General features: G+C 35.4%; 19 protein-coding genes and 1 pseudogene. 15 read left to right on the top strand and 5 right to left on the bottom strand.

Annotated elements, in window-relative coordinates; genetic code table 11:
- Nucleotides 1-44: 44 nt before the first annotated feature.
- Complete coding sequence (locus tag ANA_RS00765; RefSeq protein ID WP_015078131.1) at nucleotides 45-692, bottom strand: SIS domain-containing protein; 648 nt, start codon at nucleotides 690-692, stop codon at nucleotides 45-47.
- Between the two features lie 573 nt (nucleotides 693-1,265).
- On the opposite strand from ANA_RS00765, the gene ANA_RS00760 reads away from it, so the two are divergent.
- The 13 genes from ANA_RS00760 to ANA_RS00700 all read left to right on the top strand — a co-directional run bounded on the left by ANA_RS00760 (nucleotide 1,266) and on the right by ANA_RS00700 (nucleotide 14,661).
- Nucleotides 1,266-2,021, top strand: coding sequence for a sucrose-phosphate phosphatase (locus ANA_RS00760; protein WP_041457494.1), 756 nt, complete (start codon nucleotides 1,266-1,268; stop codon nucleotides 2,019-2,021).
- 5 nt (nucleotides 2,022-2,026) lie between these two features.
- Nucleotides 2,027-2,818 (top strand): hypothetical protein, encoded by a 792-nt coding sequence (locus ANA_RS00755; protein ID WP_015078129.1) that lies wholly within the window; start codon nucleotides 2,027-2,029, stop codon nucleotides 2,816-2,818.
- Nucleotides 2,819-3,097: 279 nt separating this feature from the next.
- Nucleotides 3,098-3,817: a glycosyltransferase domain-containing protein gene (locus ANA_RS00750; protein ID WP_015078128.1), complete on the top strand. Its 720-nt coding sequence runs from the start codon at nucleotides 3,098-3,100 to the stop codon at nucleotides 3,815-3,817.
- 42 nt (nucleotides 3,818-3,859) lie between these two features.
- Nucleotides 3,860-5,323: a glycoside hydrolase family 13 protein gene (locus tag ANA_RS00745; RefSeq protein ID WP_015078127.1), complete on the top strand. Its 1,464-nt coding sequence runs from the start codon at nucleotides 3,860-3,862 to the stop codon at nucleotides 5,321-5,323.
- Nucleotides 5,324-5,330: 7 nt separating this feature from the next.
- The gene (locus tag ANA_RS00740) at nucleotides 5,331-6,074 is read left to right on the top strand and encodes an HAD-IIB family hydrolase (protein WP_015078126.1); all 744 of its coding nucleotides are present in this window, start codon (nucleotides 5,331-5,333) and stop codon (nucleotides 6,072-6,074) included.
- A 284-nt stretch (nucleotides 6,075-6,358) separates the two neighbouring features.
- Entirely contained in the window at nucleotides 6,359-8,263 is a 1,905-nt protein-coding gene (locus ANA_RS00735) for a transketolase C-terminal domain-containing protein (protein ID WP_041457491.1), read from the top strand.
- A gap of 94 nt (nucleotides 8,264-8,357) precedes the next feature.
- Nucleotides 8,358-8,894, top strand: a complete 537-nt coding sequence (gmhB, locus tag ANA_RS00730) for a D-glycero-beta-D-manno-heptose 1,7-bisphosphate 7-phosphatase (RefSeq protein ID WP_015078124.1) — start codon at nucleotides 8,358-8,360, stop codon at nucleotides 8,892-8,894.
- A 110-nt stretch (nucleotides 8,895-9,004) separates the two neighbouring features.
- A complete protein-coding gene (locus ANA_RS00725; protein ID WP_015078123.1) occupies nucleotides 9,005-10,297 on the top strand; it encodes a glycosyltransferase family 61 protein in 1,293 nt (430 codons plus the stop codon).
- Nucleotides 10,298-10,366: 69 nt separating this feature from the next.
- Entirely contained in the window at nucleotides 10,367-11,374 is a 1,008-nt protein-coding gene (locus tag ANA_RS00720; protein ID WP_015078122.1) for an SDR family oxidoreductase, read from the top strand.
- 2 nt (nucleotides 11,375-11,376) lie between these two features.
- Entirely contained in the window at nucleotides 11,377-11,799 is a 423-nt protein-coding gene (locus tag ANA_RS00715; protein ID WP_015078121.1) for a secondary thiamine-phosphate synthase enzyme YjbQ, read from the top strand.
- A gap of 2 nt (nucleotides 11,800-11,801) precedes the next feature.
- A complete protein-coding gene (locus tag ANA_RS00710; protein ID WP_015078120.1) occupies nucleotides 11,802-12,923 on the top strand; it encodes a DegT/DnrJ/EryC1/StrS family aminotransferase in 1,122 nt (373 codons plus the stop codon).
- A 108-nt stretch (nucleotides 12,924-13,031) separates the two neighbouring features.
- On the top strand, nucleotides 13,032-13,868 hold the full coding sequence (locus ANA_RS00705) for a sugar phosphate isomerase/epimerase family protein (protein WP_015078119.1): 837 nt from the start codon (nucleotides 13,032-13,034) through the stop codon (nucleotides 13,866-13,868).
- Nucleotides 13,869-13,905: 37 nt separating this feature from the next.
- A complete protein-coding gene (locus ANA_RS00700; RefSeq protein WP_015078118.1) occupies nucleotides 13,906-14,661 on the top strand; it encodes an SDR family NAD(P)-dependent oxidoreductase in 756 nt (251 codons plus the stop codon).
- Nucleotides 14,662-14,795: 134 nt separating this feature from the next.
- Here the strand turns inward: ANA_RS00700 and ANA_RS00695 are convergent, their stop codons facing one another.
- From ANA_RS00695 to ANA_RS23895, 3 genes are all read right to left on the bottom strand, one after another.
- Nucleotides 14,796-15,638, bottom strand: coding sequence for an HAD-IIB family hydrolase (locus tag ANA_RS00695; protein ID WP_015078117.1), 843 nt, complete (start codon nucleotides 15,636-15,638; stop codon nucleotides 14,796-14,798).
- Between the two features lie 186 nt (nucleotides 15,639-15,824).
- Nucleotides 15,825-16,055 carry a hypothetical protein gene (locus tag ANA_RS00690; RefSeq protein WP_041457489.1) on the bottom strand — a complete coding sequence of 77 codons (231 nt, stop codon included), beginning with the start codon at nucleotides 16,053-16,055 and terminating at the stop codon, nucleotides 15,825-15,827.
- Nucleotides 16,056-16,229: a hypothetical protein gene (locus ANA_RS23895; RefSeq protein ID WP_233467033.1), complete on the bottom strand. Its 174-nt coding sequence runs from the start codon at nucleotides 16,227-16,229 to the stop codon at nucleotides 16,056-16,058.
- 319 nt (nucleotides 16,230-16,548) lie between these two features.
- Here ANA_RS23895 and ANA_RS00685 point away from each other — a divergent pair, with 319 nt between their 5' ends.
- Nucleotides 16,549-17,871: a hypothetical protein gene (locus tag ANA_RS00685; protein WP_015078116.1), complete on the top strand. Its 1,323-nt coding sequence runs from the start codon at nucleotides 16,549-16,551 to the stop codon at nucleotides 17,869-17,871.
- 67 nt (nucleotides 17,872-17,938) lie between these two features.
- Here the strand turns inward: ANA_RS00685 and ANA_RS25480 are convergent.
- A pseudogene (locus ANA_RS25480) lies at nucleotides 17,939-18,037 on the bottom strand (Uma2 family endonuclease); the annotation flags it as partial.
- A 237-nt stretch (nucleotides 18,038-18,274) separates the two neighbouring features.
- Here ANA_RS25480 and ANA_RS00680 point away from each other — a divergent pair.
- A complete protein-coding gene (locus ANA_RS00680) occupies nucleotides 18,275-19,474 on the top strand; it encodes a mannosyltransferase (RefSeq protein ID WP_015078115.1) in 1,200 nt (399 codons plus the stop codon).

The raw sequence follows: 19,474 nt of genomic DNA, 5'->3' as shown, positions 1-19,474 counted from the left end.
TACCACAGATAGAATTTCTTCTATGTATAAATGGGATGAATATTTTAGGATACTTTTAGTTCATTTAAACTGAGATAGTTATTCACATTTGCACTAGGTAAAGCACCTTCTACCAAGCCATCAATAATGCAGTGACAAATACATAAGTGCATGATTTCTGCAAAACCATAGGACATCGTGGGAACATAAAAATTTAGATGTCCAAGTTGACGTAAGGGGTTGTTAGGTTGAAAGGCTGAAAGTGTAATCACATGACAATTCATTTTTAGTGCTTGGTAAACACCAGCAAGAATATTTTGTGATTGTCCAGAACTACTAATTGCAAACAAAACATCTCCAGACTGAGCAAATGTAGAAATGGGTTTGCTAAAAACTTGTTCGTAGCCAAAGTCATTACTAATACAGGTCACCAAAGCACCATCGTTAAAGCAAATCGCGGGAATATTACCATTACGCCAGTAGTCAATAGCCTGATGACTAGCTACGGCTGCACTTCCTCCATTACCGATAAATATCACTTTTCGACACTGCTGATTTTGCTTTTCTACTAAAGCCGCAGCCATATCAATTCCTGCTGAATTAGCAAAAGATTTACCTTGATGATCTGTGACTTGAAATTTCTCACCCAGGGTAGATAGTTGCTGGAAGTAATCATTAGAAAATGGATGAAGTCGCTGCTGTACTTTATTCATAAACACTATCAAGTAATTAATGTCATTGTTTTATGTATACCTGAGCCTTGCTACAAAGCGGTCTTTTCTGACCCAGGTTGGGACGGTGTACCACTTCTTCTCACATATCTCTAAGATACAAGGTTGGGTTAAGCGACAGCGCAACCGATTTGTTGGGTTTCATTCTATTGCTTCGCAATGCTAACGCTCCACAACCCAACCTACGAATCAAGACTTTTTCTAATTTGGAAAAGGTATTGTTTATGTATACTATTTTTTCTATTTTTGAAATCTAAAGAAAATATAAAGAATATCTAAAGAATAAATTTTTATGACTTACTCAATTAATGCCAATTAACATTATTTTCAGAAAATCTTTAAAGAATATTAAGAAAGCAATAAAGTAGTAATATTTTTGTATAATCAACGAGTAAATTTTAAATAAGTAGATTGGCGTTGAAAATTGTCGTTATAGCAAGGCAAAAGGCAAGAGTAAAGAGATTTTGGGCGATTTTACGTTTCTTTACACAGTTTGGTTTTATTGTCTTCACCTACTTAAATGTACAGTTTAAAATATTAATAACAATAATAAAGGTGGCAAAATTTTTATTTGTGACTGATTTAGATCAGACTTTAGTTGGTGATGATCTAGCTTTAGAGAAATTAAATCAGTGGTTAAGTAAACAGCGCCGTATTGACGGTACAGTTATCTGTTACACCACAGGGCGATCTCTCCCGCTCTATCAACAACTGATCGCTCAAAAAGAACTCTTAGAACCTGATATACTCGTCCTGGCAACGGGTACAGAAATTTACTACCCAGGCAGTGAAACCCCCGATTCTGAGTGGAAAAACAAAATCTCCCTGGGTTGGGATAGAGAACAAGTAATAGAAATAACCAGCCGATTTCCTTGCCTAGTCCCCCAATCTCCCTTAGAACAAACGGACTTTAAGGTTAGTTATTATACTAATACTAAAGGATTATCAGTAACACTTCCGCGATTAAAAGCTATTTGGCAAAATCATGGTTTAGCAGTACAAATGATAGATAACTTTGGGGGTGCATTTTTAGATATCTTACCAGCATTAGCAAATAAAGCTGCATCTGCTCTTTTTCTGCAACAACGGTTAGGTTTTACTAATGAACAAACTCTTATTTGCGGAGATTCAGGTAATGATCTATCTATGTTTGAAAATATGCTTTGTCCCGCTATTATCGTTGGTAATGCCCAACCAAAAATATTAGATTGGCATGAAAATTCCCCACCAGGGAATCGCTATCTGGCAAAAAGTCACTTTGCAAATGGCATTTTAGAAGGATTAAAATATTTTGAATTTTACAGAGAATAATTGATATGAAAACCATTGTTTATCAATCCTATCGGGGAAATGAAACACCAAATTGGCTGGAAACTTGTATGCAAACAGTCAAAGATTGGGCAGAATTAAAAGGCTTTGACTACCGAAGAGTAGACAACTTTTTTGACTATGTTCCCGATTGGTATATAGATAAATCTCAAGGTAAAATTAACGTTATTGCTGATTTAGCTAGATTAGAAATAGCGAAAAAATTTTTAGAACAGGGATATGAGCAAACTATTTGGATGGATGCTGATGTAGTAGTTTTTGATCCCGATAATTTAAACATTGAAACGACAGAAGAATATTTAGTTTGTCGTGAAGTTTGGTTGGATACAGAAGATGATCAAAATTTGGGCGAGGGAACTTTATTTTGTACTGAAAAAGTCACTAATTCCTTAGTTTATTTTACTCAAAAAAATAGTTTTTTGGACTTTTATATATATGCGACTAAATCAATCTTGAAAAATCAGACCGGAAGGTTATCCAGATTAGCAGTTAGTACGAAATTTTTAAGCAGACTTTATGAGATTATGGAATTACCTCTTTTTCCAAATATGGGGCTTTTTAGTCCTATTCTAATGCACGCAATTGTAGAAGATAAAACTGAGATTATCGAGTTATATACAAAAGCCTTGAAATCTCCTATTTATGCGGCTAACTTGTGTTTATCTTTTAGAAATCAATCTCATAAAGGCATCATGGTGACAGATAAACTATTTGAACAATTGATTGATAAATTGTTACAAAATAAAGGAGAAATGATTAACCGATATTCTTCTCCATAATTAAATTCTCATTCCTCATTGGTAAAACACGAGGAATGTAAGAGGATGTTTGAAAAGTTTTGGGCGAATATAATTCACTACTACACAAGCAAAGTCCACCTGCGTGGACTAATGAAAAATCGAGGGTTTCAAACCCACCTCCGTGGGTTTTGTCTGTGTGCAAGATGAACCGCGACTTCTAGTCGCCAGGATTAGTATGAATTAAGACTTTTCAAACACCCTCTAAGCTATAATCAGCAAACCACAATATTTTTTTGTAAGAGGTAAGGTTGTCACAAAATGAAGAAAAGCCCAAATATCGCATTTTATACTTGTTGTAACTCTGTGTCTTTTTCTAAGGTACAACTCTTTTTGAGATCTGCTAAAAAACAAAATATAGACGTTAAGGTGCTAGGTGAAGGTCTCGAATGGTCAGCCAATTCTCTAAGACTTCCTTTGATTTTGAAGGAACTAAAGGATGTGAAAGATGACACAATAGTTCTTGTTACTGATGCTTTTGATGTTCTGTATGTACAGAATGCTAACAGTATATATGAAAAATTTATTCAAGGTGGTTATAAGATATTATTTGCAGCAGAGAAATGGTACTCTCATCAGTACGAAGAATACAAAGATTTTTACGATAGCATTAAAGTTCCCTATGATTATAAATATCTGAACGCAGGGACTTTCATGGGATACAAAAAATATGTCTGTGAGATGATTGATAATATTCTTTCTTATCCGAATTTTCATGAAAACGGTAGTGATCAAAGATTGTATGGAAAATACTGTTTTGAAAATCCTGAAACAGTAACCTTAGATTATTGCTGTGATATTTTTTGGTGTACAGCAGGGGAATGGGAAATTTTACCAGAACTGTATGACATACACAATGGATTTGTCTTAAACAAATTAACTGGCACATATCCTGCAATAATTCACATACCATACTCTAAAAAGTATTATAATGTTCTGCTCAGGTTGGCAGAAGATCTGGGTGATGTTGTATCGCGGTAAAGAATAATCAACAACAATGATGAGGTTAATGTTTCAGAGATCATGACAAGTTTCTATACGAAGATTAATACACCTGATTGGGTTAAAAACGCCGTTTTTTATCAAATATTTCCTGATCGCTTTTCTCGAAGTATTCCCACTGAACAAAAGTGGTTACTTAATATACCCTTAGAAGACTGGAATACTACTCCTACATTTCATGGTTATAAAGGCGGAAATCTTTGGGGAATAATTGAAAAACTAGATTATTTACAAGATTTAGGTATTAATGCAATTTACCTTAATCCTATTTTTACATCTGCCAGTAATCATCGTTATCATACTCTTGATTATTATCAAATTGATCCCTTATTAGGCGGTGAAGAAGCATTTACCAATCTCCTTAAAGAAGCTCATCATCGTAAGATTAAACTTATCTTAGATGGAACTTTTAATCATGCTAGTAGAGGCTTTTATTTTTTCAATGATATTCTCGAAAATGGACAAAATTCTCCTTGGTTAGATTGGTTTAAAATTACAGGTTGGCCTATCTCACCTTATGATAATTCTCGTCCTGCTAATTATGCTTCATGGTGTGATCTTCGTGCTTTACCCGAATTTAACACTAATAATTTAGGAGTGCGCGAATATATTATGCGTATAGGTGAATATTGGATTAAACGTGGTGCAGATGGTTGGCGTTTAGATTCGGCAGATTACATCAAAACTCCTGGATTTTGGCAAGAATTTCGGGAAAGAATCAAAGCAATTAATCCTGAAGCCTATATTGTGGGAGAAATTCCTATGAATGCAACTGAGTGGTTAGATGGCACACAATTTGATGGCGTGTCAAGTTTACCCTTTCTTAATGCTACCACTGCCTTTATTGTCGGCGATCGCCAGGTAAAAGGTCATTTTGCTGAATATGCACCACCACCACCTGCGGATGCGGCTAAATATGGGGAGGAAATTAATCAATTACTGCAACTTTATCCTTGGGAAATTCAATTAACTCAACTTAATGGTATTAATAATCATGATACAGCTAGGTTAATTGATGTAGCTGGAGGCGATCGCCCCAGTTTATATTTAGCAACGTTACTATTATTTACTTTTCCTGGCGCACCTTGCATATATTACGGCGATGAAGTCGGTTTAAACGGTGGTTATGATCCAGAATGTCGTAAAGGATTTCCTGATAAAAAACAGTGGGATCAAGATATTCTTGAATATCATCGTCAATTAATTAAACTCCGTCTTTCTCATCCAGCATTAAGAATAGGTGAATATCATACCTTGTCCGCTCAAGGACAAGTTTATATTTTCGCTAGAAGGTTAGAAACAGAAATTTTATTAATTGCGGTAAATGCTGGTAATGAAATAGCAATGGCGAGTATTCAACCATCATGGCAAAATCAACTCAAACAAACATTATTTACATATCATTCCAGTCAAGAAAACTGGACTAAAGAAGCCGAATTTATTAACTTTAAACTTCCACCCCGTAGCGGATTAATTATTGGTTAATTAAGTCATGAAATATCAACAATCACTACTTTTAGCAACTGATTTAGACGGCACTTTTTTAGGTGGTTCTCAACAACAACAATCTGAATTTTATCAATATATTGAAAAACAACGCGATCGCCTACTTTTAGTATATGTCACCGGCAGAGAACTGGACTGGATCAGCAACTTATTAATAGAAAATCCTCATATTCCTAAACCTGACTATATCATTGGTGATGTGGGAACAACTATTGTACATGGTGAAACATTTGAGCCAATTTATCCTGTACAATATTGGATAATTAAACAATGGAATAATGCTAACGAAAAAATTAAAACCCTATTAGCAAATGAACCAGGATTAAAACTACAGGCAGTCAATCCTAAGTATCGTGTATCTTACTATTATGATTCTGAAAAATTGCAACCTAACACCATCCAAAAAGTAATCAATGCCGGATTTGATTGCATTATCTCATCTTATAATAATATCTATTTTTATTTTGATGTCATGCCCAAAGGAGTTTCTAAAGGACCAACTCTCTTGAAATTTTTGGAGGAAATAAAGTTTAATGCAGATGAAACCATAGCTTGTGGAGATACTCTCAATGATTTATCCCTATTTGAAACAGGATTAAAGGGAATTGCTGTGGGAAATTCTCATCCCAACTTAGTTGATAAAATTCAGACAATGGATAATGTTTACCATAGTCCTTATCCTGGTGTGATGGGTATTTGGGATGGTTTGAAATTTTACGGCAAGGATTAAATGTCAAATATATAGGACTCCTATTTGATTTTTGATGGCTTGCGTGGCGTAGCCATACAAAACTCGGTACACCTTAATATTCTGGAATCCTCTTGCCCTCCTACGCAGGAAAATTCAAGAATCAAACCGGATTCCTATATCAATACCTTAGCCATTTTATGCTTTGTTGGCTTAAACGACAGCGCAACCCATCTACGAATCAAGGCTTTTTTCAATGTGGACAAGGTATTGTTTGTACAATGCCTACCCTAGATATAATTTCAACAATCAAAAGGAACAAAAAAATGACTTTAACAACTCTTCGCTTTCCTATTGATTTGGATGTTTACAAGTCTTTGAAGTTAGACCCGACTAATTCAACTTTGACTAATGAACAAAGAGAAATTCTGAAAGCTAATATTCAACTTTGTCGAGATACTATTGTTTTTTTTACCGCTGTAGCAGCAGCCAAAGGTGTGGGCGGTCATACAGGAGGAGCTTATGATACAGTTCCCGAAGTGATGATTTTAGATGCTTTCTTTCGGGGAGTAGCAGATAAATTTGTGCCAATTTTCTTTGATGAAGCAGGACACCGCGTTGCTACACAATATTTAATGGCAACTTTACAGGGTGATCTTGATGCAGAAAATCTGCTGCATTATCGAGAAGCCTATTCATTACTACTTGCACATCCAGAACGAGGACGCACTCCTGGCGTAAAATTTAGTTCGGGAAGATTAGGACACCTCTGGGCTTATGTGAATGGAGTAGCGATCGCACATCCTCATCAAGTAGTATTCTGTTTGGGTTCAGATGGTTCACAGCAAGAAGGAAATAATGCCGAAGCCGCCCGTTTAGCTGTGGCTAAAAATCTCAATATCAAATTAATTATTGATGATAACAATTCCACCTGTAGCGGATATCCAACAGATTATCTCAAGGGTTATAACGTCGGTCAAACTTTAGCTGGACATGGATTAACTGTATTAACTGGAGCAGGGGAAGATTTAGATGATTTATATACTCGTCTCTGTCAAGCTGTCACTATTAATGGACCAGTAGCAGTAATTAATAAACGTCCTATGACTCCCGGTATTGTTGGAGTAGAAGGCACACCTTTAGGACATGATGCCCTATCACCAGAGTTAGCGATCGCCTATTTAGAAACTCGCGGACATACATCAGCCGTCAATTACCTCAAAAAAGTTATTCCCCTCACACATACCTACTCTTTTACGGGTTCTAGCAGCAAAACACGCCATATTTTTGATGCTACCGTTGTCTCTCTTCTCAGTCAAATGACACCCACAGAACGGCGAGAAAAGGTAATGTGTATTGACAGTGATTTAGGAGAATCCTGTGGTATCAATAAAATTAGTCAAGCCTATCCAGAGATTTTCTATCATGGCGGCATCATGGAAAGAGGAAACTTCTCTGCGGCGGCAGGATTTGGCATGGAAGCAGGAAAACAAGGCATTTTCAGCACTTATAGTGCCTTTTTGGAAATGTGTATTTCTGAAATTACAATGGCACGGCTTAATAAATCCAACGTTCTTTGTCAATTTTCCCATAGTGGGATAGATGAATTAGGAGATAACACCTGCCATTTTGGGTTAAATAATATGTTTGCCGATAACGGTTTAGAAGACGCTTATCAAACCCGTCTCTATTATCCCGCCGACGGACATCAAATGAAAGCTTGTGTGGAAACTGTATTTGATCAACCAGGGTTAAGATTTCTCTTTTCTAGCCGTTCCCCAGTACCCGATATTCTGGATACAAATAGTAAACCTTTATTTGCAGATGGTTATACATTTATTCCTGGAAAAGATGACGTAATACGAGAAGGAACAGCCGGCTATATCGTTAGCTTTGGAGAGGTACTTTACCGCGCCTTAGAAGTAGTAGAAATCCTGAAAAAACAGGGAATTAATGTCGGTTTAATCAATAAATCCACATTGAATCTAGTAGATGAAGAAATCATGGCAAAAATTGGTTCAACACCCTTTGTTTTAGTAGTTGAATCCTTAAATCGGCGTACAGGTTTAGGTATCCGTTTTGGTTCATGGTTACTAGAAAGAGGGTTTTCTCCCAAATATGCCTATATGGGAACTCATCAAGAAGGTTGTAGCGGAATTTGGGAACAACTCCCCCATCAAGGTATTGATACTATTGGCATCATGAACAAAGTTGAGGAAATGTTAAAATAAGAAAAAAATCCCCGAATTCTTCTGTGATCATCACCATAAATTATCAGATGATATCAGAAGTCGGGGATCTGAATCTAAAGGAGAATAATTACCAGTGATCAAAGTGGCTTTTCTTGATCGAGATGGAGTAATTAATATTGATCATCACTATGTTTTTAGATGTGAGCAGTTTGAATTTAATGATGGCATTTTTGCTACTTGTCGTCTACTACAAGATTTAGGTTATAAGCTAATTGTGATCACAAATCAATCAGGTATTGCTCGTGGTTACTATTCTGAACAAGATTTTTTAAGTCTTACTGTCTGGATGTATGAGCAATTTAATAACCAAGATATAACAATACTGGATGTGTTTTACTGCCCACATCATCCCCAATCAACTATATCTAATTACCGTCAAAACTGCCGATGTCGTAAACCGTTACCAGGAATGATTGAACAAGCTTGTCAGAAATATCCTATAGACTTGCAAAGCTCAATCCTAATTGGTGATAGAATATCGGATATGCAAGCTGCTAAAGCCGCAGGAATCGGTAAATTTTATTTACTCAGTCCAGAAATTTTTATTCCTAAAGAATTACAAGTTTCTGCTCGGTTGGATAACCTGGAAGCACTAAAGTTTTTTATTTAATGAATTTGAGAATATGTTTATTAAATATTCATTAAATTTTACTAAACTTTTACTAAAAAACCAGCAAATTATTTTGCTGTCCCATACAAAACAAAGAGATTTACAAGCAGATGAATAAAGTTTGGCGTTATGTTCAAGAATTGCTAATATTTAAACTCATATATCCTATTTTATTGAGATACATTGACGAAAATCTCATCACGATGACTGAGGAGATGGAGAAAGATAAAATGGAGAATAATATTCCTAAGTTAGAAGCGGAATATGAACAATTACCTATTCTCAAATTGATTTATTCAATTTTATTTAACTATCTACACAGCAATTTAATTACTAGAGTAGATTTACTCCAGCAATGTCAAGCAGAGAATAATCTTTATCAGTTAAAATATGATGAAATTATTCAAATTGAACCAGCTATAAGTTATCAAGAAATTCCCGCAGCATTTAGAGAAAAAGAAGGTAGCTTTGAATTTACTAATCCTTTTGCTGTGGTTGTTAAAAACGTTGAGTTATTGGGAATTTATGGGATTGGTTTTACTGAGGATAAGAATATTATTTTAGAAACAGTTTTAGATAGAGTAGATGTCTTAGAACACACTACTATTTCTACAATGAAGGCTGGTTTCAATTCTCAATATATTACCCCTATAGCTAATATAGAACATTTTGATTTAGCTTGTTCATTTGTTAATTATTGGAGTCATTTATACGCTCATTGGATTTATGAGGCTTTAACTAGATTAGAAGTCCTTGAATATTATTCTCAAAAAACAGGTAAAAAACCAGTCTTAATAATTGATAAAGATATTCCTAGTTGGAAAATTCGCTCTTTAGAATTGATGGGTTATGGTCTAGAAAATTATATCCAATGGAATGGATATAGAGCTAAAGTTAATGAATTAGTTATTTGCTCTAAAAGACGTGAAGGAGGACGTATTTCTATCAAAGCTTGTCATTGGGTAAGAGAACGTATTCTTAGTAACGTAGATACTTATGCAAATCCAAATCTGGTTTTGAGTCCCAATATTTTTATTTCTCGTAAAAAAGCAAATGCTCGCCGCATTTTGAATGAAGAAGAAGTAAGCAATACTCTCGATAAAATGGATTTTGTACCTTATGTTATAGAAGATTTAGATTTTGCTGACCAAGTAAAATTGTTTGCTCAAGCTAAATTTATTATTGCTCCTCATGGTGGTGGAGTAACAAATATTATTTTCTCCCAAAATTTAACTTTAATTGAACTTTTTGGTCAGAAAATTAGCCATTTCTATTATACAGTTGCTAAAGGATTAGGATTCGATTATGCTTGTATGTTTTGTGAGGTAAAGAATGAAGATATCATTGTCAATTGTGAAGAATTAAGTAGAATGGTTGATAAAATGACAAAAAATAGAATTTGATAATGTAAATTAGATGATCATAAAGCTTGATGAAAATTTAAATTTTGACTAACAGATTATTAATTTTGTATGAACAGTAAATTAAATTCTCCTAAACATTGCTTAGTCACTGGTGCTGCTGGTTTTATTGGTAGCCACTTGTGTGATCTCCTCCTCAAATCAGGTCATAGTGTCGTTGGTTTAGATAATCTGGTGACAGGAAGAACGGCTAATTTAAAAGTGGCTCAAACCTATTCCACATTTACATTTATTGAGCAAGATGTTGCTGATATTTCCCCATCCATATTAACAGATATTGACTGGGTATTTCATTTAGCAGGATTAGCTGATTTAGTTCCCTCAATCCAAAATCCAGGAGCATATTATCATGCCAATTTACATAGTACATTCGTCCTTTTAGAAGCTTGTCGTACTGCTAAAATCCAAAAATTTATCTACACAGCTTCTTCCACTTGCTATGGTATTCCTAATCAATATCCCACATCAGAAACCTATCCTTGTCATCCTAAACATCCATACGGCTTAACAAAATATTTAGGTGAACAATTAGTCATGCACTGGGCGCAAGTTTATCAACTTCCAGCCCTTTCTTTACGATTGTTTAATGTGTATGGACCAAGATCCAGAACCACAGGAGCTTATGGTGCAGTATTTGGCGTATTTTTAGCTCAAAAACTAGCGAAAACCCCTTTTACTGTTGTTGGAGATGGAATGCAAACGAGAGATTTTACCTTCGTTAGTGATGTAGTAGCAGCCTTTATCAAAGCTGCTGAATCGGATATTACCGGGGAAATTATTAATATTGGTTCTGGTAAATCTGAAAGCGTTTTAACACTGGTGAAATTATTAGCAGGAGAAATTACTCACATTCCCAAACGCCCAGGAGAACCGGATTGTACTTGGGCTGATATTACTAAAGCTACGACTCTTTTAAAATGGCAACCTCAAGTACCTTTAAGTCAAGGTGTAAGTGAAATGTTAGCCAATATTGAACTTTGGCGAGATGCTCCAGTTTGGACACCAGAAACAATTCAGCAAGAGACAAAATCGTGGTTTGAGCATTTAGGAAAGGAATAAAAATGACCAACTCATCTATAAGACTTGACCAACAATCAATCAAGGTACAAACTACTGGTAAATCTCTATGTCAAATTACGCCCCAAGTCCAAGCAGTCATTACAGAATCAGGAATTACAGCAGGAATTTGTAACCTTTTTATCCGTCATACTTCCGCCAGTTTATTGATTCAAGAAGAAGATGCCAAACCCGACGTGGAAACCTTTTTTGCGAAGTTAGTTCCCGAAAATGGTCAATATCTTTTAGCCGGACAAGGTTTAGATGATATGCCGGCACATATTCGCTCTGCCCTTACCCATACCTCTGAACAAGTTCCGATTGCTCAAGGTCTTTTGCAGCTAGGACGTTTACAAGATATTTATATCTGGGAACATCGTCAATCTGGTTACATCCGTGAAGTCGTTATCAATATATTGGGATATTAAAAATGTCACAACTATTAACCATTAATCAAATACCCTTCGTTAATCTTAAAAGTCAACACGCTGCCATCAAGTCTGAGTTACTAGCAGCAATGGGTGAAGTCCTTGATGATGGCAACTTTATTTTAGGCGAGCAAGTTGCAGAGTTTGAGCGTCAGTTTGCTCAATTGTGTGGCGTTCGTTATGCAGTTGGTGTTAATTCTGGGACAGATGCCTTAATTTTTGCACTCAAAGCACTTGGTATTCGTTCTGGTGATGAAGTTATTACTGTCCCTAATTCTTTCGTGGCTTCAGCTACCTGTATTCGCATACTTGGTGCTAAACCTGTATTCGTTGATGTGGGCGATGATTACAATATTGATCCAACTAAAATCGCCGCAGCTATTACTCCCAAAACAAAGGCAATTATCCCTGTACATCTGACGGGAAGACCTTGTAACATGAAACCAATTTTAGATATTGCCCAGGAAAATGGAATAGCTGTAGTGGAGGATGCCGCCCAATCTGTACTGGCTGAGTATCAAGGTCAACGAGTAGGTTCTTTGGGAATAGTGGGTTGTTTCAGTTTACACCCCCTGAAAAACTTAAATGCTTGTGGAGATGGAGGAGTAATAGTAACGGATGATTCCGAACTGTATGACCAGTTAAAAATTATGCGGAATATTGGTTTACGAACTCGTGATGACTGTGTGATGTGGTCTCATAATTCTCGCTTAGATACTCTACAGGCAGCTATTCTGTTAGTTAAATTGCGTTACCTCCAGGAATGGACACAGCAACGTCAAGAAAATGCTCACTATTACCAAAGTCAACTTGCGGGTATTCCCCAAATCATAATGCCATGGGAACGAGAGTGGGAAAAATGCGTTTACCACACCTTTGTGATTCAAGCTGAACGGCGTGATCAATTGCGTCAATTTTTGAGCGATCGCGGTATCGGTACAGCAATTCATTATCCAGTGCCAATTCATCTATCTACAGCAGGTAAAGAATTAAGCTATCCAGCAGGGAGTTTTCCTGTCGCAGAAATGCAAGCAAGCCGCATCCTGAGTTTACCTATTTATCCAGGACTAACCGTTCAGGAACTTGAGCAAGTTTGTGAAAACATTAAGTTATTCTATCAATAAATAAGCCTCAAATTTTCTTCACTTTTGACTTGCTGTTGTGCATTTTGAATGCACGACAGCTTACCCTCTAAGCTATACACATCATTTCTAAAATCCAAAATCAAAAATATGCTAAAGTCTAACATTAATTCACTAAATATTGGCTGTGCTGCTTGGGGCTGGAGAGAAGTGGAAATACCTGAATATTTCCACTGGATAGCTAACCAAGGCATTCGTTCAGTAGAAGTGAATGCTCATCCCCAAGCACCCAAACATCTTTTACATGATGGTGATGATCAAGCAGTATCTAAAATTGCTGATTGGGCTAAAGAAGCAGGAGTAGATATTATTTGTATAGCAGGAAGAAATAATTTTACACTCTCAGATGCAAATGAGTTAGAAACAGAAATTAAAAGAGTAGAGCGTTTTGTTGATAGTGCTGAAAAATTAGGGGCAAAATTTGTCAGATTATTGTCTGGTGATCACAGAAATGATTATATTCTCCCAGATGTTTTTCCTCTGTTGCATTATGCTTTTAATAAAATCGGTGATTACGCCGAAGAACGAGGAATTCAAATAACGATTGAAAATCATGGTGGACCAACTGCAACCGGACAAAGAGTGGCCAGAATGATGAAAGGTATTAAAAGTCCTGCTGTTGGTATTAACTATGATCCCGCTAATTTTTTGAATCAGGGAACTGATCCTTTGATGGCACTCCGCTATATTCTTCCTTGGGTAAATTATAGTCATTGGAAAGATGTGCAATGGGTTAATGGTAGTCCTCAATTCTGTGCTTTTGGAGAGGGAGAAATTGTCTGGGAACCGATTATTAAAGAACTATTAAATGCAGGTTATCAGGGATATTGGGTGGTTGAATATGAAGAAACATCAGATGTTGAGCAGGGAACGAAAGAGAGTTTAAATAACTTGTCTCAAGTATTACAAAAATTTGCCGTTGTCTAAGTTTATTTCATTATTTTCATCAGGGGTTAGCAATTAAATGTCATTTTCTTTAGATGGTCATGTGGCCTTAGTTACAGGAAGTTCCGCTGGTTTAGGGAAAGCGATCGCTCTCAAATTGGGACAAGCAGGTGCTAAGGTAGCAATCAATTACAGCAATAACGAATCACGGGCTAAACAGGCTTTAGCTGAACTTGAACAACAAGGTTGCCAAGCTATTTTGGTTCGTGGGGATGTTACCCAAGAAGAAGATGTAGCAGCAATTTATGAAGCGATCGCCTCTCAACTGGGTGCAGTAGATATTTTGGTGTTAAATGCCACAGGAAACCAACCCCAGATCCCCTTTGAGGAATACACCTGGCAAGATTTCCAAACCATGCTGGATTTTTTTATCAAAAGTCCCTACTTATTAACTCGTATTTGTTTACCCTCCATGAAACAAAAACAATGGGGACGAATTATTAATATTAGTAGTGACGTTTGTTTCCGCTCAGTTAATAACTTCAGTGCTTACGTTACTGCCAAAAATGGACAACTGGGATTTACACGCAGCATGGCCACCGAATTAGCGCCTTTTGGTATTACAGTTAATGCAGTTGCTCCCGGTTGGATACCCGTAGAACGCCATGAAAACGTTCCTCAAGAAAAAAAAGACGCTTACCAAGTCAGAATTCCCATGCAGCAATGGGGTACTCCACAGGATATTACTGAAGCAGTGCTTTATTTCGCCAGTCATGAGTCCAGATTTGTTACAGGGCAATATTTATGTATTAACGGTGGCTTTACTCTTATGTAAATATGGTTAAGACTGATTGAGTTATAAACAATTCAGCTTTTTCAGGATTACACAAAAAATACCAAAAATATGGCGTTTCATAATTGCGGAATGTGGGATGTAATATATCAAACATTCTGACTCATGACTCTTGATTATTTAATAAGTGTTTTTAATACAGATAATATTCCTTTAGCATATTCATTTTCTGCTATTTGAAAATGTAATTTCCTAGCTTCGCTGGTTGCATTTCCAACTAAATAACCATGTCTAACAGTTTGCAGCATTTCAATATCATTACCACTTTCACCAAAGGCTATGGAGTTTTGATAGCTTACATTTGTCTGCTGTAAAATAAAATTAACTATATGTTTTTTACCTGTCCCTGATGGGATAAAATCAACATCATAGCAATTGTTTGGATCTCCAGATAAAGGATTTGCTTGACTAATATTTACTTGAATACCAGCTTTTTTCACTAACTCTTTTATCTTCAAAATTGCCTGATTATCAATTAGATCATTTTGTTGATGGTAATAGTAATTTTTTAAAAAAGGACAATCTGCTATTTGAGGTTGTGGTGTCAAATGTATATTATCTAATTTTAGAAAACTAACTAAGTTATTAACTAAATTCTCAGAGAATCCAGTTTTCATAAGATTGTTTTCCCATATTTTATCTTTTTCAGCGTATTGGTTTTGATTGAAGTAGATTAGTTCAGTCCCTAAACTACTAGCAATAAAATGAGGTAATAATGTCAAACCACATTTATTTATTTTATCAAAAACTGAAGTTAAACTACTACCAGTAACCCAACCAAAAAAGATTTGTTTCTGATATGTTTCATTTAATAAATACTCCTCAAGTTCTTTGAGATCATTTTTATAATCCTCTCTATTTTGATGAGCAAGATAAGTTTCATCAAAATCTGTAAAAACAACGTATTTTGGTTCTGGGACAGAAGGTAACAGTTTTATATTATGTTTGCAATATTTCATATAATGCTTATATAGGACTCATATTTGATTTTTGAAAAACACCCGGTACACCTGAATCGCCTAGAATCCTTTTACCTCATGCCTTTTGCATCTTACCTACCTACGCAAATAATTTCAGGACTCAAATATTATTCCTATACATATTATTTTATTTTTTGTGAGATTCGGGCGAAAAGACTTTATATTTTACATCCTATTATAGCCCACATTCACTATAAACTTTCCTTTAGTCGTCTTGAGACGACTTTTGCTATTAGACATGGCTTCGCCACGCAAGCTATCAGAATTCATTCGGAGGCGGGTTAAATAAGAATGAAATAGTCCTGGGCAAACATGGGTTCTTGCGGCTAAACTCTTCTTTTCTTGATGCCCACATTTTGGACAAGTTTGAGATGGTTTTACCTGTTTCTGACCCATTTAGTTCTGTTGCTCAAAGTAAGAAACAGATTTACCAAACTTTTTAGATGAAGTAATGCGGTTGGATACAGCAGCGTTGTCCAAATCTTTGTGAAGTTGGCGGTGGTAGGACAACATTTCACTGACTTGTTTATTTGGATATAGTCGGAAAGTTGCTCTCCGTAATGCCATCATCAATCACCCCCTTGGTTTATCTATAGTATACTGCTATTATCTAATTCCATCACTGATATTCTCAATACAGACAAATGGTTGCTGAATCTGCTGACTTTGTCGAGAAATACATTGATAATTTGGCATAAATAAAATATAGTTGTCAAAAACTCAACTGTCCAAATAATTTCTTTCAACGTGTTGAAAATTAATTATCCAGACGTTTCGTTTTTGACTTGCTTACATCCCCACCATATCAGTACATTGAGGGTGGGGATGTAAGCAAAACAGTTAAAACTAACATTGTCATTATCTCAAAGTCAGAAAAAAGCATAAGCCTATGGTTAAAGCGCAAATGGCGATATCTACGCTCGTCGCAGCCATCGCCAAATTTATCTGGACAGATGATTTCTTATTTCCTGCGTCTATGTGGCTTGTGAGTCGCATATTTATTGGGACTGCTATGTTATTGATTGCCCCCAATTTACCAGCATTACAAGATGGGATTACGCCTCATTTTGGCTGGGGAATTTTTGATGCTTGGGATAGTGTCCATTATCGAGCAATTTCCACTGAAGGGTACGAATTTGTTGATGATGGCAAGCAACATAATTTGGCATTTTTCCCCCTATTTCCTGTCAGCATTTTTATCTTCATGAAATTTGGGTTTCCTTTTGAATTAGCTGGATTAATTATCAATAATTTAGCATTTCTAGGAACACTTTATTTTTTATATTCTTGGGTGAAAAAACAATGTGGTATCAGCGCAGCCCATTGGACAATTTCTGTCATGGCTTACTGTCCTATGTCTCTATTTACGGGGGTAATTTATACAGAAGGATTGTATTTGTTATTGAGTACAATGGCTTTACGTGCCTTTGATCAAAAACAATATGTTTGGACAGCAATTTGTGGGGCAATGGCCACAGCAACACGTCCCACAGGTATGGCATTAATTCCCGCATTTTTAATTACTGCTTGGAAACAAAATAAACCATTAACTGCCTATATTGCAGGTTTATTATCTGCCACAGGGTTGTTAATATTTAGTGTCTATTGTAAATTGAATTTTAATGATTTTTTAGCCTTTATTGCTGCACAAAAAGGATGGCGGCCTTCCTTAGGTTTTGATTGGGAAGGCTGGTTAAATATGTTTATGCAAATTCCCTTTGGCAACAATTGGTATTTTGGTTGGGTTGAGAATGATGAAGGCGGGATTAAAGACTTTTGGTATCCGCTATTTTTTGGTTTAATTGTAATTAGTTCTTCTTGTTTATTCTATTGGCGAAAATATTTTAATCCATTGATATTCTATGCTGGTTATGCGATAATCATATTATCATTAATAATTGCCGATCAGGGATTAATAAATAATTTACTGAATGTATCTATGATATTAGGTAGTACCTACCTTTTATGGTATTTCCGTCAGCAACTAACTCCAGTTATGGTAGTTTATGGTTTTTGTGGTATTGGTTTACTTTTAGCCTCTGGTGGCACAATTTCTTTAAGTCGTCTTGCTTATGGAATCGTTCCTCTGAGTGCAGCTATTGGTATCTGCTTATCTCGTTATCCGCGTCAAGCTTATTTAGTTATGGGTTTGTTTATCACCTTACTTGGTAAATTGGCAATAGGTTTTGCTCAAGAAATTTGGGTAGGATAGGAGGAGATATTTAAAGTGGAGAATATCAAGATGTAGAATTTTCGACTGCGGATTTTATATGAGGAAATATGATTTGTCCGTCAATGTATTCGCTTTTGTAGTCAGCAGTTGCTTCTAATTCCAGATATTCTTCTGGGGTGTAATATTGCTTTGCTATTAATTGCATGTTTTTGAGCAGAAAGCGATGTCTGTTAGTTTAACATATCAGTAATAATTATTGATTAAGTTTTTATCTATTAAGTTTCTAATACTTTTCATCTGTTGCATCAGAGATTCAACCAAAGTATGGTAAGTTTTAATACGTCAATAATAGTCCAACTTGTAAATAATCAATAATGGTACGGCATTTACTATTTCTCTTAAAATACAATTTACAAAGATAAAAGTATCATAATTAATAATCATGAATAATTCACACAAAACATTATTGAATTCAATAAAAGATAAGTTTAATCATATATTAGACTCTTGCCAATTACCAATTCCCAGATATTTGTTAATTGGTATTATATTCGCAGTGACAATCAGATTAGTTTGTGTTCCCAATAAATCAGTAGATTATAAATATTTTTTAGATCCTTGGTATGATTTTATTGCATCTCATGGCGGATTTATTGCATTAAAATATGGTTTTGCTGATTATACACCTTCCTATCTTTACTGGCTTTTGATTGCTTCTACCCTGCTTTCTGGATTACCGAAAATTCTAGCAATCAAACTTTTTGCCATGACTGTTGACTTTATTTGTGCATTTTTAACTTATAAAATTGTCAAGCTGAAATATCCTGTGGGTAGAATGGCAAATTGGGCATTTTTAGCTGTTATATTAAGTCCCACTGTAATTTATAATAGTTCGCTTTGGGGACAATGTGACGTTATCTATACCACAGGATTAATTGCCTGTATTTACTTTTTATCTATTCACAAACAAATTCCCGCATTAATTAGTTTTGGTGTAGCACTTTCGTTTAAATTACAAGCGATGTTTTTAGCACCTTTATTATTAATCTTATTGATTAAAAAAAGAATATTTTGGTTTTATTTACCAATAATTCCTTTAGTATATATAGGGGCAATGTTGCCAGCTTGGATTGCTGGTAGACCAATCAAAGAATTGCTTTTAGTATATTTTGAACAATCTCATAAATATAAAGAACTAGCTAAAAATGTCCCTAATTTTTATCAATGGATTCCTAACGATTATTATAATATTGTTGTGCCAATAGGTTTACTGTTAACTGTAACTGCGATATTTTTGTTAGCATATCTTGTTTATAGAAGTAAATTAGAAATTACTCAGGACAGATTGATATATTTAGCGACAATATCAGTATTTCTCATGCCGTATTTATTACCCAAAATGCACGAAAGATATTTTTATCCTACAGATATTTTATCTACTATCTTTGCTTTTTACTTTCCCCAATATCGTTGGGTAGCAATATCAGTGCAACTGGCATCATTTGTTAGTTATTTGGGAACTCCTATATATATCCAATTATCTTCTATTCCTTTAGGTTTTACACTTTGGTTTGTTGTGCGAAATTGTGATATGATTTACACCAAATCAAAAACAGATTTTTCCTTAAATATCAATAAATAA

Origin of the sequence: Anabaena sp. 90 (assembly GCF_000312705.1) — a bacterium.
Taxonomy (GTDB): domain Bacteria; phylum Cyanobacteriota; class Cyanobacteriia; order Cyanobacteriales; family Nostocaceae; genus Dolichospermum; species Dolichospermum lemmermannii.
This window is presented reverse-complemented; position numbering and strand designations above follow the sequence as displayed.